Annotated in this window: 22 protein-coding genes; 14 read left to right on the top strand and 8 right to left on the bottom strand. The window is 71.0% G+C overall.

From position 1 onward, the window contains the following. Positions 1 to 14 precede the first annotated feature (14 nt). The 6 genes from ACG04Q_RS20145 (at position 15) to ACG04Q_RS20120 (ending at position 5,980) form a co-directional block, all read left to right on the top strand. Positions 15 to 2,234: a methyl-accepting chemotaxis protein gene (locus ACG04Q_RS20145; protein ID WP_394513117.1), complete on the top strand. Its 2,220-nt coding sequence runs from the start codon at positions 15 to 17 to the stop codon at positions 2,232 to 2,234. A 15-nt stretch (positions 2,235 to 2,249) separates the two neighbouring features. After that, positions 2,250 to 2,768, top strand: a complete 519-nt coding sequence (locus tag ACG04Q_RS20140; RefSeq protein ID WP_394513116.1) for a chemotaxis protein CheW — start codon at positions 2,250 to 2,252, stop codon at positions 2,766 to 2,768. 8 nt (positions 2,769 to 2,776) lie between these two features. Next, positions 2,777 to 3,598, top strand: coding sequence for a CheR family methyltransferase (locus tag ACG04Q_RS20135; RefSeq protein WP_394513114.1), 822 nt, complete (start codon positions 2,777 to 2,779; stop codon positions 3,596 to 3,598). Further along, positions 3,595 to 4,095 carry a chemotaxis protein CheD gene (locus tag ACG04Q_RS20130; RefSeq protein ID WP_394513112.1) on the top strand — a complete coding sequence of 167 codons (501 nt, stop codon included), beginning with the start codon at positions 3,595 to 3,597 and terminating at the stop codon, positions 4,093 to 4,095. Before ACG04Q_RS20135 ends, ACG04Q_RS20130 begins: the two co-directional genes overlap by 4 nt. Next, positions 4,092 to 5,147 carry a protein-glutamate methylesterase/protein-glutamine glutaminase gene (locus ACG04Q_RS20125; RefSeq protein ID WP_394513110.1) on the top strand — a complete coding sequence of 352 codons (1,056 nt, stop codon included), beginning with the start codon at positions 4,092 to 4,094 and terminating at the stop codon, positions 5,145 to 5,147. Before ACG04Q_RS20130 ends, ACG04Q_RS20125 begins: the two co-directional genes overlap by 4 nt. Before the next feature lie 83 nt (positions 5,148 to 5,230). Continuing rightward, positions 5,231 to 5,980, top strand: coding sequence for an MgtC/SapB family protein (locus ACG04Q_RS20120; protein ID WP_394513108.1), 750 nt, complete (start codon positions 5,231 to 5,233; stop codon positions 5,978 to 5,980). A 7-nt stretch (positions 5,981 to 5,987) separates the two neighbouring features. Here ACG04Q_RS20120 and ACG04Q_RS20115 read toward each other — a convergent pair whose 3' ends face one another. After that, positions 5,988 to 6,911: a LysR family transcriptional regulator gene (locus ACG04Q_RS20115; RefSeq protein ID WP_394513106.1), complete on the bottom strand. Its 924-nt coding sequence runs from the start codon at positions 6,909 to 6,911 to the stop codon at positions 5,988 to 5,990. 96 nt (positions 6,912 to 7,007) lie between these two features. On the opposite strand from ACG04Q_RS20115, the gene metE reads away from it, so the two are divergent. The 3 genes from metE to ACG04Q_RS20100 all read left to right on the top strand — a co-directional run bounded on the left by metE (position 7,008) and on the right by ACG04Q_RS20100 (position 10,879). Continuing rightward, positions 7,008 to 9,329: a 5-methyltetrahydropteroyltriglutamate--homocysteine S-methyltransferase gene (gene metE, locus ACG04Q_RS20110; protein ID WP_394513104.1), complete on the top strand. Its 2,322-nt coding sequence runs from the start codon at positions 7,008 to 7,010 to the stop codon at positions 9,327 to 9,329. Between the two features lie 299 nt (positions 9,330 to 9,628). Then, a complete protein-coding gene (locus ACG04Q_RS20105; protein WP_394513102.1) occupies positions 9,629 to 10,132 on the top strand; it encodes a hypothetical protein in 504 nt (167 codons plus the stop codon). Between the two features lie 453 nt (positions 10,133 to 10,585). After that, complete coding sequence (locus tag ACG04Q_RS20100; protein WP_394513100.1) at positions 10,586 to 10,879, top strand: hypothetical protein; 294 nt, start codon at positions 10,586 to 10,588, stop codon at positions 10,877 to 10,879. Between the two features lie 87 nt (positions 10,880 to 10,966). Here ACG04Q_RS20100 and map read toward each other — a convergent pair whose 3' ends face one another. The 7 genes from map to ACG04Q_RS20065 all read right to left on the bottom strand — a co-directional run bounded on the left by map (position 10,967) and on the right by ACG04Q_RS20065 (position 18,133). Beyond that, complete coding sequence (gene map / locus ACG04Q_RS20095) at positions 10,967 to 11,758, bottom strand: type I methionyl aminopeptidase (RefSeq protein ID WP_394513098.1); 792 nt, start codon at positions 11,756 to 11,758, stop codon at positions 10,967 to 10,969. Then, the gene (locus ACG04Q_RS20090) at positions 11,755 to 12,003 is read right to left on the bottom strand and encodes a ParD-like family protein (RefSeq protein WP_394513096.1); all 249 of its coding nucleotides are present in this window, start codon (positions 12,001 to 12,003) and stop codon (positions 11,755 to 11,757) included. The genes map and ACG04Q_RS20090 overlap by 4 nt, the downstream gene beginning before the upstream one ends. A gap of 84 nt (positions 12,004 to 12,087) precedes the next feature. Next, the gene (locus tag ACG04Q_RS20085; RefSeq protein WP_394513094.1) at positions 12,088 to 12,816 is read right to left on the bottom strand and encodes a hypothetical protein; all 729 of its coding nucleotides are present in this window, start codon (positions 12,814 to 12,816) and stop codon (positions 12,088 to 12,090) included. Positions 12,817 to 12,890: 74 nt separating this feature from the next. Continuing rightward, on the bottom strand, positions 12,891 to 13,334 hold the full coding sequence (locus ACG04Q_RS20080) for an acyl-CoA thioesterase (RefSeq protein WP_394513092.1): 444 nt from the start codon (positions 13,332 to 13,334) through the stop codon (positions 12,891 to 12,893). After that, on the bottom strand, positions 13,327 to 16,143 hold the full coding sequence (locus ACG04Q_RS20075) for an ATP-binding protein (protein WP_394513090.1): 2,817 nt from the start codon (positions 16,141 to 16,143) through the stop codon (positions 13,327 to 13,329). The genes ACG04Q_RS20080 and ACG04Q_RS20075 overlap by 8 nt, the downstream gene beginning before the upstream one ends. Before the next feature lie 2 nt (positions 16,144 to 16,145). Beyond that, positions 16,146 to 16,826: a hypothetical protein gene (locus ACG04Q_RS20070; protein WP_394513088.1), complete on the bottom strand. Its 681-nt coding sequence runs from the start codon at positions 16,824 to 16,826 to the stop codon at positions 16,146 to 16,148. Beyond that, a complete protein-coding gene (locus tag ACG04Q_RS20065) occupies positions 16,823 to 18,133 on the bottom strand; it encodes a hypothetical protein (RefSeq protein ID WP_394513086.1) in 1,311 nt (436 codons plus the stop codon). Before ACG04Q_RS20065 ends, ACG04Q_RS20070 begins: the two co-directional genes overlap by 4 nt. A 167-nt stretch (positions 18,134 to 18,300) precedes the next feature. On the opposite strand from ACG04Q_RS20065, the gene ACG04Q_RS20060 reads away from it, so the two are divergent. From ACG04Q_RS20060 to ACG04Q_RS20040, 5 genes are all read left to right on the top strand, one after another. After that, entirely contained in the window at positions 18,301 to 18,840 is a 540-nt protein-coding gene (locus ACG04Q_RS20060; RefSeq protein ID WP_394513085.1) for a hypothetical protein, read from the top strand. After that, a complete protein-coding gene (locus ACG04Q_RS20055; RefSeq protein ID WP_394513084.1) occupies positions 18,837 to 19,337 on the top strand; it encodes a hypothetical protein in 501 nt (166 codons plus the stop codon). The genes ACG04Q_RS20060 and ACG04Q_RS20055 overlap by 4 nt, the downstream gene beginning before the upstream one ends. Before the next feature lie 301 nt (positions 19,338 to 19,638). Next, a complete protein-coding gene (locus ACG04Q_RS20050) occupies positions 19,639 to 20,157 on the top strand; it encodes a hypothetical protein (protein ID WP_394513083.1) in 519 nt (172 codons plus the stop codon). Further along, positions 20,154 to 21,476, top strand: coding sequence for a hypothetical protein (locus ACG04Q_RS20045; RefSeq protein WP_394513082.1), 1,323 nt, complete (start codon positions 20,154 to 20,156; stop codon positions 21,474 to 21,476). Before ACG04Q_RS20050 ends, ACG04Q_RS20045 begins: the two co-directional genes overlap by 4 nt. A 4-nt stretch (positions 21,477 to 21,480) precedes the next feature. Further along, positions 21,481 to 21,975 carry a hypothetical protein gene (locus ACG04Q_RS20040; RefSeq protein ID WP_394513081.1) on the top strand — a complete coding sequence of 165 codons (495 nt, stop codon included), beginning with the start codon at positions 21,481 to 21,483 and terminating at the stop codon, positions 21,973 to 21,975. Positions 21,976 to 22,035: the final 60 nt, after the last annotated feature.

Genomic DNA, 22,035 nt, shown 5'->3' with positions numbered 1-22,035 from the left:
CCAAGAGGCAACCCATGACTGCTGCTACCACCCCCTGGCTGACCCGCGTTCTGGCCGGCGATCGCATCGATGCGGCCGAGCAGGCCCGTGCCGCCGCCGACGAGGCCCGCAGCGCCGCCGAGATCGCCCGCGCCGCCGCCGAGCGCAGCCGCGACGACCTGCAGGCCGAGCGCGACGACCTGCAGGCGCGACTGAAGCTCGCCGAGGCGGAGCTCAAGGTGCGCACCGACATCATGAATGTCACCAGCATCGTCTCGGAGGCCGACAAGAAGGGCGACATCCTGTCCATCAACGACAAGTTCCTGCAGGTCTCCAAGTACGGCCGCGGGGAACTGATCGGCCACGGCCACAACACCACCCGCCACCCGGACATGCCCAAGGAGGTGTTCAAGCAGATGTGGGCCACGATCGGCCGCGGCGAGATCTTCCGCGGCATGGTGAAAAACCGCGCCAAGGACGGCACGCCGTACTACGTCGACGCCGTCATCGCCCCCATCCTGGGCGACAACGGCAAGCCGATGAAATACCTCGGCGTGCGCTATGACATCACCGAGCAGGAGATCGAGCGCCAGAACTCGCGCGGCATCCTGGCTGCCATCGACCGCAGCTACGCCTACATCGAGTTCGACCTCGACGGCCAGGTGCTGACGGCCAACGAAAACCTGCTCGCCGTCATGGGCTACAGCCTGGACGAGGTCAAGGGCCGCCACCACCGCATGTTCTGCGACAGCGCGCTTGCCGCCAGCCCGGCGTACGCCCAGTTCTGGCGCGACCTGAACGCCGGCAAGCCGCAGAACGACGTGTTCCACCGCATCAACAAGGCCGGCCAGGACGTGTGGATCCAGGCGGTCTACGCGCCGGTGAAGGACGAGATGGGCCGCGTCGTGAAGGTCGTCAAGATCGCCACCGACGTGACCGCCCAGATGCGCGCCGCGCGCATGCTCGACGAGGCCGTGGCCCAGGCCCAGCAGGTGACCAGCGCCGCGCGCGGCGGCGACCTCTCGCGGCGCATCCCGATGGACGGCAAGACCGGCCAGGTCGCCTCGCTGTGCGAGGGCATGAACGCACTGATCGAGACCACGGCGGTGATCCTGGGCGACGTGGGCCGCGTGTTCGCCGCGTTGTCCACCGGCGACCTGTCGCAGCGCATCACGGCGGACTACAGCGGCGTCTTCGGCAGCCTCAAGGACGACGCCAATGCCACGTCCGAGAAACTCGCGGCCGTCATCGCCGACGTGGGCCGCGTCTTCGGCGGCCTGGCGGCCGGCGACCTCACGCAGCGCATCACCGCCGAGGTGGACGGCGCCTACGAGCAGGTCAAGAACGACGCCAACAGCACCTGCGAGAAGCTCGCCAACGTCATCGAGGAAGTGCGCAGTGCCGCCGACGCGCTCACCGGCGCCGCCGGCCAGGTCAGCGCTACCGCGCAGAGCCTGTCGCAGTCGGCCAGCGAGCAGGCCTCGTCGGTGGAGCAGACCACCGCGTCCATCGACATGATGTCGGCCAGCATCGGCCAGAACAGCGACAACGCCCGCGTGACCGACGGCATGGCCACCAAGGCCAGCCGCGAGGCCGCCGACGGCGGCGTCGCCGTCACGCAGACCGTGACCGCGATGAAGCAGATCGCGCAGAAGATCAGCATCGTCGACGACATCGCCTACCAGACCAACCTGCTGGCGCTGAACGCCGCCATCGAGGCCGCCCGCGCCGGCGAGCACGGCAAGGGCTTCGCCGTGGTGGCCGCCGAGGTGCGCAAGCTCGCCGAGCGCAGCCAGGAGGCTGCCAAGGAGATCGGCGACCTCGCCGGCAACAGCGTCAGCACCGCGGAGCGCGCCGGCAAGCTGCTCGACGAGATCGTCCCCAGCATCCAGAAGACCAGCGAGCTGGTGCAGGAGATCGCCGCCGCCTCGCAGGAGCAGAGCCAGTCCGTCACGCAGATCGGCGGCGCGATGGGTCAGCTCAGCAAGGCCACGCAGCAGAACGCCAGCGCGTCCGAGGAACTGGCCGCCACGTCGGAAGAACTCTCCGGCCAGGCCGAGCAGCTGCAGCAGACGGTGGCGTTCTTCAGCACCCGCGGCGACGGCAGCGCCGGCCAGGCGCCCGGCCGCCACGACGCGCAGCCCTTCGTCGAACGTCGCGCACCCAACTCGCCGATGCGGGGCAACGCGCCGCGCAACACCGGCCCGACACGCCTGCAGGCCACCGGCACGCACGGCAACTTCCGCCCGTTCTGACATCCGGAGGTCGGCATGAATCACACCGTCGATGCAGCCGCCGAGGCCGCAAGCCAGGCGCGCCAGTTCCTCAGCTTCACGCTGGGCGCGGAGCTGTTCGCCCTGGACATCCGCACCGTGCGCGAAATCATCCAGCACGGCGCCATGACGCCGGTACCGCTGATGCCCGAGTTCGTGCGCGGCGTCATCAACCTGCGCGGCGCCGTGGTGCCCGTCATCGACCTGCAGGCCCGCTTCGGCCGCGGCGCCGCCAGCGTGGGCAAGAAGACCTGCATCGTCATCTTCGACGCGCTGCGCGACGGCGAGCGGGTCGAGCTGGGGCTGATGGTGGACGCGGTCTGCGAGGTCATCTCGCTGGAGCCCGCCCAGATCGAACCCGCCCCGCCGTTCGGCGGCACCACCCGTCGTGACTTCATCGCCGGCATGGGCAAGCGCGGCGACCGCTTCATCGTGCTGCTGGACCCCGACCGCGCGCTGGACATCGACGAGATGGCCGCGCTGTGCGAGAGCGGCCAGCTCGCACTGGCTGCCTGAGGTTGCCGATGGCCACCATTCCCCTGTCCGACCGCAGCTTCAGCCGCATCGCCCGCCTGATGCACGGCAGCGTCGGGCTGTCCTATGGGCCCAACAAGAAGTCGCTGATGCATTCGCGCCTGGCCGGACGCCTGCAGCGACTCGGGCTGCGCGGCTTCGACGACTACGTCGACCTGCTGGAAAGCGCCGACGACGGCGGCGAGTTCCAGATGGCCGTGGACCTGCTCACCACCAACGAGACCTACTTCTTCCGCGAGCCTGCCCACTTCGCGCTGCTGCAGGCCGAACTCCAGCGCACGCGGCCCCAGCAGCTCGCGGTCTGGAGCGCGGCGTCCTCCTTCGGCGACGAGGCCTACAGCACCGCCATGCTGCTGGCCGACCTGGAAATGATGGGCTGCATCGGCCCGGACTGGTCGGTGCTGGGCACCGACATCAGCGAGCGCGTGCTGCAGAGCGCCGTGCAGGGCATCTATCCGGCCGACCGGCTGCGCGACGTCACGCCCCAGCGCCTCAAGCGCCACTGCCTGCGCGGTGAAGGGGACAGCGAAGGCCTGGTACAGATGCGGGAGACGCTGCGCGAGCGCGTGCGCTTCGGCCAGCTCAACCTGTGCGCCGCCATCGAGCCGCTCGGGCCGTTCGACGTCGTCTTCCTGCGCAACGTGCTGCTGTACTTCGACGCCAAGACCAAGAGCGCCGTCGTCGACCGCGTGCTCGCGCAGCTGCGCCCGGGCGGGCTGTTCTTCCTGGGCACCGCCGAAGGCCGCGTGCCCTGCAAGACGCCGCTCACGGTGCTGGCCCCCGGCGCGTTCCGCAAGGAGACCCGTCCATGACGCCCGCGCACGTGACGCTGCACCCGGGCGACGTGGCCTGCGTGGACCGCGGCGGCCGGCTGGAGACGCTGCTCGGGTCGTGCGTGGCCATCGTGCTGACCGACCCGCGCCGCACCGTCGGTGCGATGTGCCATGTGGTGCATGCCGGCGCTCCCACCGGCGGTTGCAACACCGCCTATGGCGACGGCGCGCTGGCCGAGATGGCGCGCCAGCTGCGCAGCCGCGGCATCGACGCCCGGCAATGCCAGGCCTGGGTCTACGGCGGCGGCAACATGTTCCCGGGCCAGGTCGGCGACACGGCGGCCCAGGGCAACGTCGGTGCCGCCAACATGACCTGGGCGCTGGAGGCCCTGCAGCGTGCCGGCGTGCACGTGCTGGGGGCCTCGGTCGGCGGCCACGCCTACCGCAAGCTGCGCTGGACCGTCGGCCCCGAGGCGCCCGAGGTGGAGGCCGTGCACATGGCTTTGCCCCCTGGCCCGAAAGCGAGCACCCCATGATCAAAGTTTTCGTCATCGACGATTCCGCCGTCGTGCGCCAGACCATGGCGGCCCTGCTGCAGGGCGACCCGGACATCGAGGCCAGCGGCAGCGCGCCCAACCCGCTCCTGGCCGCACCACTGATCCGCAAGCGGCGCCCCGACGTGCTGCTGCTGGACATCGAGATGCCCGGCATGGACGGCCTCACCTTCCTGCGCCAGCAGATGGCCGAGGCGCCCATCCCGACGGTCATCTGCTCCTCGCTGAGCACGGAAGGGAGCCGCATCGCGGTGGACGCACTCGCGGCAGGCGCGGTCGCCGTGGTGGCCAAGCCTCGCCTGGGGCTGCGCCAGTTCCTGGAGGACTCGCGCCGCGAGCTCATCGCCACGCTCAAGGCAGCCGCGCGCTCGCGCCCGCGCATGGTGCGCCTGCCGGCCGCCCCCGCGGGAAGCGCCGCGCCGCGCCTGCCCGCCGCCGCGCCGGGGCTGCACGCACTGTCGGTCAACAAGCCCGTCGTCATCGGCAGCTCCACCGGCGGCACGCAGGCCATCGAACACATCCTGCGGTCCCTGCCGGCGGACGCCCCCGGGATCGCCATCGTGCAGCACATGCCCGAGCGCTTCACCGCCATGTACGCACAGCGGCTGGACGGCCTGTGCAACATGTCTGTGCGGGAGGCCCGCGACGGCGACCGGCTGGAGCGCGGCGTCGTGCTCATCGCGCCGGGCGGCAAGCACATGAAGCTGCGCAAGAACGCCGGTCAGTACTACGCCGTGGTGCTGGACGGCCCGCCGGTGAACCGCCACAAGCCGTCGGTGGATGTGCTGTTCCGCAGCCTGGCCGAGCACACCAACGGCGACGCGCTGGCCATCATGCTCACCGGCATGGGCGACGACGGCGCCCGCGGCATGAAGCAGCTGCACGACCTGGGCGTGCGCACGCTGGCGCAGGACGAGGCCAGCTGCGTGGTGTTCGGCATGCCCATGGAGGCCATCAAGCTGGGCGCGGTCGACGAGGTGCTGCCGCTGGACGGCATGGCCGACGCGGTGACCCGTTTCGACGCGAGAGGCTGATCGGCGCCCCGCCCGGCGCTCGGCCAGGTGGCGCGGCGCGCAAAACTGGGCTACGGTGGCACCGACACTTCAAGCCCGCCCTCATGCTCGAAACCGACCAGCTGCTGCGTTACTGGACCCTGTCCCAATGGCAGGCCAACCTGCTCGTGCTGCTGCACCTCGCTGGCGCTGGCCTGCTGGGCCTGGTGCTGGGCTACGAGCGCGCCTTCCACGGCCGCGCGGCCGGCATGCGCACCTACGCGCTGGTCTGCATGGCCTCCACCGCCGTCATCGTGCTGCTGGGGCTGCCCCACCAGTGGTTCGGCGGCAGCGCGGGCGCCACGCTCCCCGCGCTGATGGACCCGACCCGCGTCATCCAGGGCGTCGTCACCGGCATCGGCTTCCTGTGCGCAGGCGTCATCATGCGCGAGGGCATGAACATCTCCGGCCTGACGACGGCCGCGTCACTCTGGGCCGCATCGGCCATCGGCATCGTGGTCGGCATGGGGTTCTACTTCGCCGCCATCACGCTGACGCTGCTGTGCGCGTCGCTGATGATGTGGGGCGCCCGGCTGGAGGCGGCGCTGCCCTCGCACCCCGCCATCGCCGTGCACCTGCGCGGCGAGCCCGGCCGCACGTTCGCGCAGGCCGAGCTCGTGACCTTTGCGGCCAGCCTGGGCTACGACTTCGCGCCGGGCTCGGTCAGCATCGAATGCCACGACGGGCAGCAGGAATGGCGCTTCGTCTGCACGGCGCGGCAGAACTACGGCCGCGACACGCTGTCGCGCTTCGCGAGCCGGCTGCCCGAGCTGCCCGGGCTGGCGGGCTACCGCGTCTCGCACGCCCGCAACTGAGACGGCCTCAGAGCAGGCTCACGCCGGCCAGGTTCAGCAGCGAGGTCTCGCGCATCAGCCGCACGAAGTCGGCCAGGAAGGGCTTGGCGGCCAGGCCCGGCGTGCTGACCGCGTACAGCCGCCCCGTCAGCCCGCCCTCGCCGATGCGCTGCCGCGCGACATACCCGCGCGCCAGGTAGCCCTCCACCGCCCACAGCGGTAGCGCCGCGATGCCCCGGCCGCTGGCCACCAGCTGCAGCATGGCCACCGTTAGCTCGCTGGTGCGCCGCGGCGGCGTGATGCCGGCGGGCTGCAGCACGCGGCGCACCAGGTCCAGCATGTCGTCGGGCACCGGGTAGGTGATCAGCGTCTGGCCGGCGAAGTCCGCCGCGTCCAGCCACGGCTTGCCGAGCAGCGCATGACCCTTGGGCAGCAGCGCGACGATCTCGAAGCTGAACAGCGGGTGCACGACGACGCCGGTCTCGTCGGCATCCACGTCCGACACGATGGCCAGCTCGGCGCGGTCCTGGTGCAGCAGGCCCACGGGGTCGGCCTGGAAGCCGGACACGATGTCCAGCTCCACCTCCGGCCAACGCTCGCGAAAGGCATCCATCGCCGGCATCAGCCAGTCGAAGCAGGTGTGGCATTCCACGGCGATGCGCAGCTGGCCAGCCGAGCCGTCCACCAGCCGGCGCACGTCGCGGTCGGCCTCGTCCACCTGCGGCAGCACGGCGTCCGCCAGCTTCAGCAGCCGCTGGCCGACGACGCCGAACACCAGCGGGTTGCTCTTGCGCGCGAACAGCTCGGCGCCGTAGTGCTCCTCCAGGCCCTTGAGCTGGTGGGACAGCGCCGACTGCGTCAGGTTCAGCAGTTGCGCCGCGCGGGACAGATTGCCGGCCTCGCGCAGCGCGGCCAGCGTGCGCAGATGGCGCAGTTCGAGCGGTGTTTGCATGAGCGGAACTGTTGATGAACCCGAAAACGTTTCGTTTGATTCATTGTGCCCGACTGCGGATCATCACGAATCGAATTCAGCATCACTCGATTCAACATGATCAAGACTCATATCCTCGGCTTCCCCCGCATGGGCCAGCACCGCGAACTGAAGACGGCGCTGGAACGCCACTGGCGCGGCGAGCTGCCGGCCGCCGCGCTGGAAGCCCAGGCCGCCGCACTGCGCGCCCGCCACTGGGCGCTGCAGCGCGACGCCGGGCTGGACCACGTCACCGTGGGCGACTTCGCGCTGTACGACCACGTCGCCCAGTTGATCCAGCTGTTCGGCTGCGAGCCCGCCCGCTTCGGCTTCACCGGCCAGGAGACAGCGCTGCAGCGCTACTTCACGATGGCCCGCGGCGCGGCGGCCCACGACGCGCCGTGCAGCTGCGGCAGCCCGCACGGCGACGGCGTACCCGCGCTGGAGATGACCAAGTGGTTCGACACCAACTACCACTACCTCGTGCCCGAGTTCGACGCCGCCACCGAGTTCAGCCTGCACGCCGACCGGCTGCTGGCCGAGGTGGACGAAGCCATCGCGCTGCCCGCCAGCCCCAAGGTCGCGCTGCTGGGGCCGGTGAGCTTCCTGTTTCTCGGCAAGAGCAAGCAGGACGGCTTCGACCGCCTGGCGTTGCTCAAGCGCCTGCTGCCCGCCTACGAACAGCTGCTGACCCGCCTGGCCGCCCGCGGCGTGACCTGGGTGCAGCTGGACGAACCCATCCTCGGGCTGGACCTCAGCCCGCCGTGGCAGGACGCGCTGCGCCAGGCCTACGCGCGGCTGGGCGTCGTCGGCCAGCCGCTGCTGCTGGCCACCTACTTCTCGCCGCTGGCCGACAACCTCGACCTCGCCTGCGAGCTGCCCGTGGCCGGCCTGCATGTGGACGCCGTGCGCGCGCCGGCCGAGCTGCTGCCGGTGGCGCAGCGCCTGCCGCGGGACCGCGAGCTGTCCGTGGGCATCCTGGACGGCCGCAACATCTGGCGCAGCGACCTGGACGCCGCGCTGGCCACGCTGCGCCAGGTGCAGCAGCTGCGCGGCGGGCGGCTGTGGGTGGCGCCGTCGTGCTCGCTGCTGCACGTACCGTTCAGCCTGCGGCACGACGCGGCGGTGGACACCGAGCTGCAGTCCTGGCTGGCCGGTGCCGTCGAGAAACTGGACGAACTGCGCGTGCTCAAGCGCGCGCTGTGGGGCGATGAAGCCGGCGTCAGCCGCGAGCTGGCCGAAGCACGCGTCGCCCGCGCCACGCGCATCAGCAGCCGCCGCGTGCGCAACGCGGCCGTCGCCGCGCGGTTGAGGGCACTGCCCGCAGACGCCGACCAGCGCCGCTCGCCCTTCCCCAGCCGCCAGGCCGCGCAGCGCCAGCGGCTGCGCCTGCCCACGTTCCCGACGACCACCATCGGCTCCTTCCCGCAGACGCCCGAGATCCGCGCGGCCCGCGCCGCGTTCAAGCGCGGCGAGCTGTCCGAGGTCGTCTACCGCGACGCGATGCACCGCGAGATCGAACTCGCCGTGCGCAAACAGGAGGCCCTCGGCCTGGACGTGCTGGTGCACGGCGAGGCCGAGCGCAACGACATGGTGGAGTACTTCGGCGAACAGCTCGCCGGCTTCGCCTTCACGGCCAACGGCTGGGTGCAGAGCTACGGGTCCCGCTGCGTGAAGCCGCCGGTGCTGTTCGGCGACGTGTCCCGCCCGAAGGCCATGACGGTGGACTGGACCGTCTTCGCGCAGAGCCTCACGCCCAAGCCCATGAAGGGCATGCTGACCGGCCCCATCACCATCCTGCAATGGTCCTTCGTCCGCGACGACCAGCCGCGCGCCGACACGGCGCTGCAGATCGCGCTGGCCATCCGCGACGAGGTGGCCGACCTGGAAGCCGCCGGCATCGCCGTCATCCAGATCGACGAGCCCGCCATCCGCGAAGGCCTGCCGCTGCGCCGTGCCGCGTGGAGCGACTACCTCGCCTGGGCCACCCGCGCCTTCCGCGTGGCCGCCAGCCCGGTGCGCGACGACACGCAGATTCACACCCACATGTGCTACTCGGAGTTCAACGACATCCTCCCCGACATCGCCGCGATGGACGCCGACGTCATCACCATCGAGACGAGCCGGTCGGACATGGAACTGCTGCGCGGTTTCGGGGACTTCCGCTACCCCAACGAGATCGGCCCCGGCGTCTACGACATCCACTCGCCCCGCGTGCCGGACACGGCGGAGATGCTGCGGCTGCTGAAGAAGGCCGCCGAAGTCATTCCGCCGGCGCTGCTGTGGGTCAACCCGGACTGCGGGCTGAAGACGCGGGGGTGGGTGGAGACTGAAGCGGCGCTCGCGAGGATGGTGGCAGCGGCGAGGGAATTGCGGCGGGAGGAAGCGCGCGTCGGCTGATGCGCTCCAAGCCAGCTGAGATAGACGAGCGGTGCTGGACGGTTGCTTTCCCTGAAGCGTGGGAGGCGATCCGGCTGGCATCATTGCGCGGACCGGCATTCCCAAAAGAAGTCCACCAAGAACTTGTAACGGCGCGCCGCTTTTGCCGGAAATTTAATGCTGTATGAAATGCAGCAGAACGGGAGATTTTCTGTGTCAATTCAAGCACTTGCCTACGATGACGCAGCCCGTTTTAGGGCGCAGCGCGCCTGCTTTGGCGGCGTCGGCTGTCTCTCTAAAACACGTTGGGCTCCAAACCGATGAGAACGCTAGATCTTCAAGCAGAAATTATTCCAAGGCATTCCGCTGCTGGATTCGAGATCGGCATGGATATCTCAGAAATTGCTGAAATCATTCGCGGCGCGACCGTTCTTGATCAGCAAGTACCTGTCGCAGCCTTGCGGCAGAACCGAGGCGTTATCGCGAAACGAGACCTGGACGGGCATATCCGGGCAGTGTTTTTCGGGGACGATCAAGTTCGACTCAGTTTCAATGCTGCCGGAAAGCTCTTTTGTATATTCCTGTTTGAAGGTTATAGCGGCAGCTACATGGAAGCGGTTTCGATTGGAAGCCCTATGTCTTCGGTTCAGCGATTGCATCCACTTCTATACGATGATGGGGATGAAATGTGTTACATCGCCGACGACGAAGAGAACAGCGTTCCTGGGATTGCATTCGCCGGGTCTTCGAGTTGTTCACTTGAAGATGATCCCGAACAGTTCGTTTGTGGATTCTGTGTTCACGATTGGACGATTCAAAAATGATGCCGCTATTGCCCAACCATTCCGTCAACCGGACCTCCGCATCGCTGCGCGCTGCTGCGGCCGGTTACGTCAAACGTTATGTCGCACGATGACGGCCTATATGAACTCTCTGCAGCCTTAAAGTCGGCGGGATTGCAGAACGAGCTCTATCACGATTGCATTTATGTCCTGCTTCCTCATGAGCAGGGCGCCGTCGAGGTTCGTTCAATAAATGAGATTGAACGGGCGGTGCACCTTCATGCCGGGCGTGATTGCACGGATTTGGTTGAGCGGCCGGGTGAGTTTGACGGCCCACCTGAAGAGGTGACAATTCGACTGATGCGCAGGTTGATGGAACGTGGCATCAATTTCGTTGACTCACTTCCGTAAGGCGTGAGACATCACCTGTCATTGCAGCCGACCGGCGCCTGATGCGCTGGCTGGTCGGCTGAACTCCACCGTCAAGACAGCCAAATGCCTCGCTGCCTTTCTACTTTCTTCCTCGTGACCGACTGGTCGAACACCGGCGGGGGCGTTGGTCAAACCCTCTTCTTATTCGGAAAGTTTGTAGCCATTGTTGGACGGATTGGTTTTCCGGCGCTATGCGTGGCGGCGTTCAGTGCCTGCCTGGCTCAGCCACAAGTTCTGCTGATCATTGGATATGCCGCGGGGCCGCTCCTTGTGGCGTGGCTGCTTCTGGAAAGCCTCGCGCGCGTGCTCATGATTGCAGGCAATTGGCTCTCGCAGACGCGGAACAGGCATGTCTAGCCGGTTGGTCAAGCGGTCCTGGGCCAGCTACGCTGGCCGGTCCGCTTACCGGGAACGCTGAGGCCGCCTCTCCACGAGTCGGATCGCTCAATCAATCGCCGGATACTCCCCCAACCCATCCGGCCACGGCGTCAGGATCTCAAAGCCGTCCTTGGTGACAGCCACCATGTGCTCCCATTGCGCCGACAGCGAGTGGTCGCGCGTCACCACCGTCCAGCCGTCGTTCAGCTCGCGGATGGCGGCGCCGCCGGCGTTGATCATGGGCTCGATCGTGAAGATCATGCCTTCCTGCAGCTTCAGGCCTTCGCCCGGGCGGCCGAAGTGGTTGACGTGCGGCTCGTCGTGATAAACGTCGCCGATGCCATGCCCGCCGTACTCGCGCACGACGCTGAAGCCGGCCGCGTGGGCCACCTTCTGGATGGCGTGGCCCACATCGCCCAGCGTCGCGCCGGGGCGCACCTGGCGGATGCCGGCGCGCAGTGCCTCGTACGTGGTCATCACCAGCCGGCGCGCCAGCACGTTGGCCTCGCCGACGATGAACATGCGGCTGCTGTCGCCGAACCAGCCGTCCTTGGTCAGCGTGACGTCCACGTTGACGATGTCACCCTTCTTGAGCTTCTTGTCCTTGCTCGGGATGCCGTGGCAGACGACGTGGTTGGGCGAGATGCAGGCCGTCTTGGGGTAGCCGTGGTAGCCGACGTTGGACGGCGTGCATTTCAGCGTGCCGACGATGTAGTCGTGGCAGAGGGCGTCCAGTTCCTCGGTCGTCACGCCCGGCACGACGTGGGGCTTGAGCATGGCCAGCACCTCGGCGATGAGGTGGCCGGCCGTGCGGGCCTTGGCGACTTCCTCGGGGCTGCGCAGCTTGAGGCTCTTCATGCGCGGGCTCCCTTGGCCTTGGCGGGCTGAACCCAGCCGGCGACGCGGGCCAGGTCCAGCCCGCCTTCCTGCTCGGCGCGGATCAGCAACTGGCACAGCTCGCTGTGGTTGAGCTGCGGGTGCAGCTCGGCCAGCAGGCCGATGCGCATCCAGTGCTCGGCCTGGGCGTTGATGGAGCGCGACAAGGCCTGGCTGGCAACGCGCAGGCTCTCATGCAGCGGATCGGAGATTTTGACGATTCCCATGCCGGCACTATATACGATTCATATACAAACCATATAAACCCGGCCGCAGCACGGGCAGGTGGCCGGCCAGCCGGCGGCGGCGGGTCAGAAGCTGGCCGTGAGGCCCAGCGTCACGCCACTTGCTGCGCCGCTGCCGGTCTTGCGACCGTAGCTGGCGTTGAACGACAGCCGCGGGCTGAGCGTGACCCAGAAGCCGGCCTGCAGCCAGGGGGCCGGGTTGCGGTCGTCGGCGAACGTCTCGGCCATCAGGTGCAGCTCATCGCTGACGGCCGTCTCCACGGCCACCGCCCAGCGCGTGCTGTCGTCCCGCGGGTGGCGGCCGCCGGCCCAGCCGAGGTTGAGGTGGGCGGACGTGGCGCGGCCCAGCGCCACCGTGGTGACCAGCGTCGCGTAGAGCTGGTCCATCTCCATGCGCAGCCCGCGCGTGCGCCGGGCCACGGCGCCGTAGGCGAGGCTCCATTCGGCCGCGCCGCCCTGCCCGCCCGCGAACACGGTCTTGCCCGCCGCGGTGAGCGCGTCGCCATGCCCGTCACTGTCGCGCACGCGGGCCGCGGCGATGGCCAGCTGTGTCCGGTGGCCCACGTCGCAGGCGAACTGCGACGACAGCAGGCGAGTGGTGGCTGCTGCGTCGGCGGCAAAGCGCCCCCAGTAGGTCTCGACCGTGCACTCCCCGTCGCCCAGCACGGCGGCGTCCTCGGTCACCAGGGGCCGGCCGGCTTGCGCCGCGGCGCAGGCCAGCAAAGCGGCCAGGGTTGCGGCGAAGCGGGCCCGCCAGGCGCGGCAGTGCCGGGGGATGGGGTGGAGGGCAGTCACCGCGCCAGTGTGCAGCGGGCCCGCCGGGCGCTGCGCACCGCCGAACTGCTAGAACTGATCGCGCTGTGAAATTTTCAATCGATGTCAGCGATGACCGCAGCCTCGTACGCGGACAGGAACTCCGCCGGCATGCGCCGTGGGCGGCCACTGCTGATCTCGATGCAGACCAGCGCCCAGCGCCCGCGCAGCAGCGTCGCGCCGTCGCCGGCCCGGCGCAGCTGGAAGCGCCGCTCCATCGCCAGCCGGCCGTCGCTGGCCGTCAGCCAGGTGCCCAGCACCAGCGCCTCGCCCGCGAACGACGGCAGCAGGTAGTCGTAGTGCCCCTCGCGGATGGCCATCGCGCGGTCCAGCCGTCGGTAGTCGGCCAGCGTGAGGCCCAGCGCTTCGGAGTGCGCCCAGCCCGCCTGCTCGCACCACTGCACATAGACGGCGTTGTTGGTGTGGCCCAGCCCGTCGATGTGCTCGGCCGCCGGCGTCAGCGCCAGCGTGAACGGCGACGGGTGGTCCCAGTCATTCATACACGGAGACTTCCGGCCGCCTTGCCAGCACGGCGATCGGCGGCGCCCAGCGTTCGCCGCGCGGCTTCTTGCTGGTCACCAGCGTGATCTCGCTGGGCTCGAACACCTCGACGTTGTGCGTGATCGGCGTGGTCAGCAGGTACTGCGCGCGGGTGCTGCGCAGGAAGTGGCCCACCAGCTGGATGTTGCGCACGTCCAGGTGGGCAAAGGGCTCGTCGATGAAGACGAAGCCGCCGGGCGTCTCGTCGTCCTTCATCAGGCCCACGAGCAGGATCAGGCTCTTGAGCACCTGCTGGCCGCCGGAGGCCTCGCCGTCGTTCAGGCCCACCTCGCCCTTGCCGTCGAAGTTGAACTTGACCTGCAGGCCGGCCTGGGCCAGCACGGTGTCGTCGTTGTCCAGGTGCGGCAGCACGGCCTCGGCGGTGGTGCCCGCCAGCTCGCCCAGCTCGGCCACGTTCTTCTTGTAGCGGCGCACGGTGGCGCGCAGCACGTCGATGTAGCGCTCGCGGGCGTTGAAGGCGGCGATGCGCGCCATCTCGTTGCTGGCGCGGCGGTCGCTGAGCTGGCTGTCCTGCTCGTGCACCTGGGCGGCCATGCGCGCATGGCGCTCGACGACGCTGGCGTCCACCTCCCAGTGGCCGGTCTGCAGCTCCTGGTCCACATGGTGGGCGCGGATCTCGGCCTGGCGGGCGTTCTCGAACTCGTCGCGCACGGCGGCCAGCGCCGCGGGCGTGACCCACGCGGGCGGGAACTGGGCCTTCTGCTTGCGCGACTCCTGCGACGCCTTGCGCAGCGCCTCGCGCTTCGCCTCGTGCTCGCGCAGCCGGCCGGCGGCGGAGCCCTCGCCGTCCTTCAGCGCAATCTGCGCGCCCTCATAAGCCTGCTCGCTGCGGGTGGACTCGCGCACCACGCGCTCGTGCTCGCTGTCCAGCGCGCTCATGCGGGTGGAGGCCTCGGCGCGCGCCTGGCGCAGCACCGGCAGGCGCGTGCGCGCTTCGGCGAACTCATCGGCCCGCTCGGAGAGCTCCTGCGCGGCCTTGTGGCCCACGGCGGCGCGCTGCACGTCCTTGAACTGGCGCTCCACCTCGGCCTGGGCCTTGGCGATGCGGCTCAGCTCGCCGTCCCAGCGGGCCAGCTCGGCTTCCAGCGCACCGCGGCGGGAGTCCACCGCCGAGGCGCCGAACTGGTGGTCGCGCGGCTCCACGAACACGCTGCGGCCGCCGCGGCCGTCGCGGTAGTAGGCATCGGTCGTGATCCATTCGCCGCCGACCTTGGCGCCCTCCTCCGTGGACGTGACGCAGCGGATACCCCCCAGCTGCCGCGCCAGCCACGCCGGCAGCGGCGCGCTGACGTTCAGCGCCGCCAGCAGGGTGCCGGCCGGTGCCTGCGTGACGGGCGCGGTGTCGGACACGACGTAGTGGCGGTAGCGCTGCTTGGCGGCGATGTCGAAGGCGCGGCCCTCGTCGCTGCGGTGCTTCAGCACCACCACCCAGCGCGACGGCCGCAGCAGGCCTTCGGCGGCGGCGCGCCAGGTCTCGTCGGCGATGTCGATGCTGTCGGCGACGAGGTAGTGGGCGATGCCGGCGTCGTCCAGCGCCCGCTTCATCGGCGCCACCTCCGGCGGCGGCGGGGGCAGGCGCTTGCCGCTGAGTTCGCCCAGTGCGGTTTGCGCCTTGGCGGCCTTGTCGCTGGCGCGCGTGTAGTCGGCGCGCAGGCGGTCACGTTCGGTGGCCAGCTCCTGCATCTTGGCCGTCAACGCGGCGGCGTCGGCCTCCACGTCGGCCAGCGCCTTCAGCTCGTCCTCGCGCTTGACCAGCGCTTCGGCAGGCCGCTCGGCTTCACGCGCCGCGTCGAACGCGGCGCGGGCCTCGCGGCGTTCGCCGTCCAGCGCCTTCAGGCGCTCTTTGGCAGCCTCCTGCGCGGTGAACAGGCTGTGCAGCGCCGCGCGCTTCTCGCTCAGCGCCTTGATGTCGCCCGACGCGAACAGCCGCTGGCGGTGCAGCTCGCGCGCGTCGCGGGTGATGCGCTCGCGCGCCTCGCTCCAGCGCAGCACCGGCAGCACCTCGGTGGCCAGGCGCTCGCGCTCCTGGACCTTGAGCTGGTACTGGCGATGGCTGTTCACGCGGTTGGCCAGGTCGCTCAGCTGCGCCTGCGTGTGCGCCAGCTCGGCCGCCGCCTGCTCCACTTCCTTGCCCAGCTGCTGCTGGTGGCTGCGGGCCTGCTCGTAGCGGTCCAGCACCTCCTGGTCGCCGAACACCTCGAACACCAGGCGCAGCAGCTCCTTCGGGCTCAGCTCGCACAGCCGGTCGGTCTGGCCCTGCTCCAGCGCCAGCACGCGGCCGATGGCGCGCGTGAGGCCGGCGGCCTCCAGCCGCTTCTTCCAGGCCTCGATGCCCAGCCAGTCGCGGTCGCCCTTCTCGGCCAGCTGCTCAATTTCGTGAACGCCGTCGAGGATGACGTAGCGGCGCACCCAGTCGCCGCCGTGGCGCTCGATGCGGCAGGCCAGCGTGACCTGGTCGGCGTACAGCAGCGAGCTGGCGAACGGCCGGCTGCTGTTCTGGCGCGAGCGCGGGCGGTTGTCCACCAGTGCGCGCAGCCAGGCCGTCTCGGCGTTGGCGTGGCGGGCGTAGGTCTTGTACGTGCGGCCGCCGGAGCATTCCAGCCCCAGCAGCGTGCGCATCGCGTCCAGCAGCGTGGTCTTGCCCGAGCCGTTGGGGCCGGCGATGGTGATGATGGCGCCGTCGAGAGGCAGCGTGACGCGCTGGCAGTAGTCCCAGTGCAGCAGTTCAAGCGATTGCAGGTGGAACATCTTCAGTCGTCAATGTCTTGTTGTTCTTCTTGCGGGCGCGCGACCGGATGGCCGGCGCGCGCGAGCACGTCGCCTAAAGCGCCGTCGAGGATGCGCGGGGCCAGCAGGTCGTAGTCGATCAGCAGGTCCAGCAGCGGGCCCTCGGCAATGTCCTCGCCGCGGCGCGTGATGAAGCCGTGGCGCTCCAGCAGCTTGAGGTTGGTGTCCATGCGCAGCTTCTTGCCGAGCTGGTCGCCGAAGTCGGCCAGCAGGCTGCGGTAGCTGATCAGCGGCGCCACGCTGGCGGCCTGCGGCATGGGCTTGTCGGTGGCGAACATCTCGCCCTGGCCGGCGTGGATGGCATCGCTGCGGGCCACCTGGCGCTGGCGCTTGGGCAGCACGATGAGGCTCCACAGGATCACCAGCAGCGCCACGCCGTCGCGCGGGATGTCGAGGTTGTTGTTGGCCGCCAGGCCCGATTCGCCGAACACCGCGCTCTCCGCCGGGCGCAGCAGCGCGACGGCGATGTGGTCGGCGTGCACGTTGTCCACCAGCTGCAGGCCCACGCCGGCCAGGCGCGCGCCGAGCTGGTTCCACAGCTCGGTGTCGATCAGCGCGCGCTTCACGAGGGGGTGGCTGCGCGGCAGCCAGCGGCGGGCCAGCAGTTGCGCGGCGAGTTGCTGGGATTCGTCGAGTGGGCTCATTGGGAAGAGGATTCAGGAGTCAACACGCCGCGGCTCATCCATTTGACGAACTCATCGTCCACGGGGCCTTGCTCGGCGGACCAGCGGACCGACCAGGGCTGGCGGGCCATGTCGCCCGTGGCGCCCTTGAGATGCCGGGCCTGCGCGTCGCCCAGCAGCGGCAGCAGCTGCGCGCGGTAGGCGGCGCGGGCATAGCTGCCGCCGAGGATGGCCGGCGTCAGGTCGCGCTCGATGGGTTCGGCCGACCAGGCCTTCAGCAGCGCCTGCATCTGGTCCATGTCCGGCGGCAGCTGCATGACGGCCAGCTCGCCCGTGGGCGCGGCCTGGCCCTGCGGCAGCGCGGCGGCTTCGGCGGGCTTGGGGCGGTCGCGCTCGAACTCGGCCTCGGCCGTGTCGACGAGGTCGCGCTGCGCCACCAGCACCGGGTGCACCGGCCGCTCCCAGGCGCCGTTCAGCAGCGCGGCCAGGTCGCCCTGGCTTTGCAGCCAGCGGCGCACGTCGGTGGTGGTGATGCCGGTGGAGCCCAACGTCACGCGCTGGCGGTCGGCCTGCTGCAGCGCGCGGTTGAACTGGCTGGCCATCGCCAGCAGCCGCGCCTGGGCCAGGCCCAGCTCGCGGGCCAGCCGCTCCAGCCGCGCCTCGCCGGCCGATTCGGCCTGCGCAATGATGGCGCCCAGCGCCTCGCCGGCGCGGTCCACCAACGTCAGCGCCTTCTCGAAGCGGGTGCGCGCACGGCGCAGCGCGAACTCGCTGCCGCTGGCGATCGCGTCGGCGAACTCGTCGTACAGGCGGGACAGCTGCGCCAGCAGATGCTGCAGCTGCGCCGGCTGCAGCGTGCCCAGCTGGTGCGCGCCGGCCACGCCGGCCAGCAGCGAGGCCAGGTCGCCGTCGGGCGACTGCTCCTGCGTCAGCGGCTGCAGGATGCCCACCAGTTGCTGCGCCAGCGGCGTGACGGCGTAGGTCTGGGCGGTGGCGTCCCAGGCCAGCAGGTCGGCCTCGCGCAGGCGCTTGAGCACGTTGTCCAGCGCCTCGTCGCGCAGCACATGGAAGGCCTGGTTCAACGCCTCGCGCGTCAGGCGCGACTCGCGCAGCGCCATCAGCTCGAAGAACACCCACACGCGCAGCCGCACCAGCGGCGCCGGGCCGCCGAACAACGCCCGCTGGGCGGCCAGCAGCGCCTCCTGGCGCTCCAGCTGCCACCACAGCAGCGCCTCCTCGGGGACGCTGCCGTCGCGGAAATAGTCCTCGACGCGCAGGGCGTCGTCGCTGTCGGGCGGGGAGGTGGGGAGCTGCACGGGCTGGGACATGGGGCGGCGATTATCCCGGCTGGCGCCACCGCGCCCGGGGAGCCCGCCCGGCCGGGCCATCGCCCCTAGTTTCCAGGGCGGCGCCGGGCCGGGCTGCCGCTAGCATCTCGCCGCCGCCAGCCGCCCGCCACGGGCGCGAACGTCCGGCAAGCCACCAGGGAGGCGTGATGAAACAGGACTACCCCTCTTGGCCGCAGCGACTGCTGCTGGCCTGCGCGGCCGGGCTGCTGGCCGCCCCCGCCTGGGCCGCCGAGGCCCTGCCCTACCAGCGGCTGCAACGCTGCCCGTTCACGCCGGCCGAGCTGAGCGCGGCAACCGGGCTGAAGGTGGAGCTGGTGCCGCTGATGGAATTCGCCGGTGCGCCCAAGCCCATGACGGCGCCCGAGCAGGGCCGCCTGTTCCTCAGTTGCAACGCCACGGACGGCGCCGCCCCGGCCACGCTGCTGGTCACGCAGCAGTGGTTCGACCCCAAGACCGCCGCGGCCCGCATCCAGGCGCTGAAGGCGCGCGACCTCAAGGACGCACAGCCGGTGCCCGGCGACCCCGACGGCGCGCTGTGGCTGACGGAACGCGACGGCGCCAAGCAGACGCTGTACTACGTGCGCGGCGGCAACGTGCTGGTCAGCGTGGGCGTGCACGGCGTGCCGCCGCCGTTGCAGGCCAGCCTGCGCGCCGGCCTGCTCAAGCTCAAGCGGGTGCCGTCATGAGGCCGGCGCGGCAGGTGGCGGCCGCCGTGCTGCTATGCGTGGCGGCCGCGGGCGCCCGGGCCCAGGCCGCGCCGGAGGACCCGACCGCCGGCGCCATCAGGCTCGACCTTGCCAAGGCCGAGGCCTGGCACGGCGGCCGGCTGGTGCTGATGGAGGGCCAGACCGTGGCCGGCCGGCCGACCCGCTTCAGCCTGGAGGGCTTGTTCGTCATGCAGCCCGTCGTCGCGACGCTGCAAGCGCGCGGCGCGCAGCCGGCCATCGAGCTGGCCGCCGTCAAGCCGCTGTCCAAGGCGCCGGCCCGCAGGGCGGACGCCGACGCACAGGGCCGCGCGACGCTCAGCTTCCGCGCCCAGGGCGACGCGCTGCTGCAGGTGTCCGCGCCCGCCGCCGTGCCCTACCAGCTGGCCGTCTGGGTGGGGCCCGAGATGAACCCGCCGCTGCCCTCGCCGTTCAAGGCAACGCCGGCAGCCACGCTGCGCCCGGGAGCCAAGCCATGACCGCCGCACGTCACGCGATGCTGGCCACGCTGCTGCTGCCGCTGGCGGCGCTCGCGCAGGACGCGCGCCAGCTCAGCGGCGCCGGCCAGGCCTGGGACGACTGGGCGTCGGCCAACCGGCGCGGCCTGGCCGACGCCAGCCGCGCGCAGCGCACCGGCGCGCCGGCCCCGTCAGCGGCGATCCGTCGAACCGCATCGCGGCGGCCATCGCGAAGGCGCTGGGCGCGGCGACGGGCGCGGCCACCGGCGACGACGCCGGCAAGCAGCTCGACGAACTGGGCCGCCTGCTGGGCCGCAACGGCGTGCCGCAGGGCCGGGCGGCCGTCGAGCGGGTGCGCCGCGCGCTGGAGAGCGCCGGCCTGCTGGACCCGGCCGACGGTGACAGCCAGCCCCGCGTGCCCAGCGGCGCCCCGGCCGTGCCCTCGGCCTGCGAGGGCAACCCGGACTGCACCGCCTGCTACGGCCAGGCCACCACCGACCTGGACACCACCCGCATCCGGCTGGAGAAGCTGCGCGCGCTCTACAGCAGCACCTACCGCTACGGCAAGAACATGATCGCGTACGCCGACGGCGTGTCGGCGGTGCACGGCGTTGCCGCGCTGACCTGGCAGACCCGCAAGGTCGATGTGCTGAAAAGCCTGAAGAACCTCGACAGGGCCTATGACGCCAAGTACGAGGAGCTGATGCGCCAGCTGCATGCCGACCTGCAGGGCTACGGCCGCTGCGAGGCGGAGCAGGCGCAGGTGCCGGACTGGTTCGACCGCTTCGGCTTCATGTACTACCAGTTCATGAAGACGACCTACACGAGGCCCTCGCTGTGAGCGACGCCGCCGCACCGCGCCCGCTGCCCTGGGCGCTGGCGTTGCGGCTGCTGGCCGCACCGGCCCGGGCCTGGCCGCTGGCGCTGGGCGGCGGCGCCGCGGCGGCGTGGCGCTTCACCGCCGCGCTGGCGCTGGGCGCCACGCTGGCGGCCACCGTGGGCTTCGCGTTCGTGGGCCTGCACACAGGGCATTTCGGGCTGCGCTTCCTGCCGCTGGCGGCGCTGGGCCGCGCCGCGCTGGGCGCGGTGCTGCTGGTGGCGCTGGCGCTGCTGCTGGCCGAGGCCGCGCGGTTGTGGGCGCCGCGCTTCGGCGCGCAGGCCGGGCGCAGCACGCTGCAGGCCGCCACGCTGCAGGCGCTGGGGCCCGCGTGGCTGTGGGGCCATGCGCTGGTGTGGCCGGTGCTGTGGTGGGCCTGGCCGCTGGCACTGGCCGCCGGGCTGTGGCAGCTGCACCTGGGTCTGCGCACCGCCGCCCGGCCGCGGCAGGCGGCGGCCTACACCGCCGCCACGGCGCTCAGCGTCGCGGCGCTGGCGCTGTTGCTGCTGCTGGGCCGCTGCAGCGCGCCCGGCGACGCGCTGGCGCCGCCGCCCTTCCCGTGGTCGCCGCTGCCGGACGCCGCCGAGGCCGACGGCACCCCGCCGCCCGGCGGCGCGGCCGCCGCCGCCGCCGACGCGGGTGCTGCCGGCGGCCGCGGCACGGGTGCGGGGCTGCCGCCGGACCTGGCCGGCAGCGGCGCGATGGGCCTGCCGCCGGGCGCGGCCGCCAGCGCCACGGCCGACCTGGAACGCTGGACGCGCTCCGCCCCCGGCGGCGAGCCGCGCACACGCTCCGTGCTGGAAGACCTGCTGCCCGGCCGGCTCGCGGGCTTCGACCGGCAGGTCACCGAGAGCTACGCCCACGCGCCCGGCGCCAAGGCCGAGGCCATGCTGCAGGTGCTGGGCACCAGCGCCTCGGCACGGGTGGAGAACCATGCGCGCGCCCACCGCGGCCGCTACCTGCACCTCAGCATCGACGACCTGGCCGGCCACGGCCCGGCGCTGGCCGCCAAGCTGCTGAACGAGATCGTCGAAACCGGCGGCCAGACCACCGCCGACGGCGGCCGCACGCAGCGCAGCCTGACGACGGGCGAGCAGACCGTGACGGTGCTGGCCTGCCAGCGCGCGCCGGAGCAGTGCACGCTGGACATCCTGGTGGCCGAGCGCTATCTGCTGCGGGCCGAGTCGGCACACGTCCCCGTGGACGAGCTGCGCCGCTACGTGGCCCAGGTGGACATCGCCGCGCTCGTGCGCCGCGCCCAATCCCGACAACCCGTGGAGTGACCCGATGAAGACTTCCCACCCGCTGCGCACGGCGCTGGCCGCGCTGACCCTGGCCGGCGCGCTGCCGGCCGCCATCGCCGCCCCGGCGGCCTGCCCCTTCAGCCCCGACCAGCTGGCGCAGGCGCTGGGCGGGCGCTTCGCCGCCGGCCAGGAGGAGCCCGGCATCGGCGGCAGCAGCTGCAAGTACGCGTCGGCCGGCGGCGGGGGCAGTTCGGTCTGGGTCATCGTGCTCAAGCCCGGCGCCGACCAGGACATGATGCGCACCATGACCGCGGGCGGCCCCAGGGTGAAGTTCGAACCCATCCCCGGCGACCCCGACGGCGCGGCCCGCGTGCGCGGCGGCGCCGACGAGAACCTCGTGGACGTGAGCTACAAGCGCGCCGGCCACGTGGTGTTCCTGCGCAGCCTGCCGGCCGGGCATGAGCCGGACGCCAGGAAGCGCGAGGCCCGCGCCGCCGAGCTGGCGGGCCGGCTGCTGAAGCTGCCACGGCTGCCCTGAGCACGCGCCGCGCGACGGCGTTGCAGCCGGGCGAACGCTGCGCTCAATGCTTTGCAATGC

The sequence above is a fragment of the Pelomonas lactea genome, assembly GCF_043555885.1.
In the GTDB taxonomy this organism is placed as follows: Bacteria; Pseudomonadota; Gammaproteobacteria; order Burkholderiales; family Burkholderiaceae_C; genus Pelomonas; species Pelomonas lactea.
Note: the sequence above shows the minus strand (reverse complement) of the source record. Positions and strands in the feature narration are given on the sequence as shown.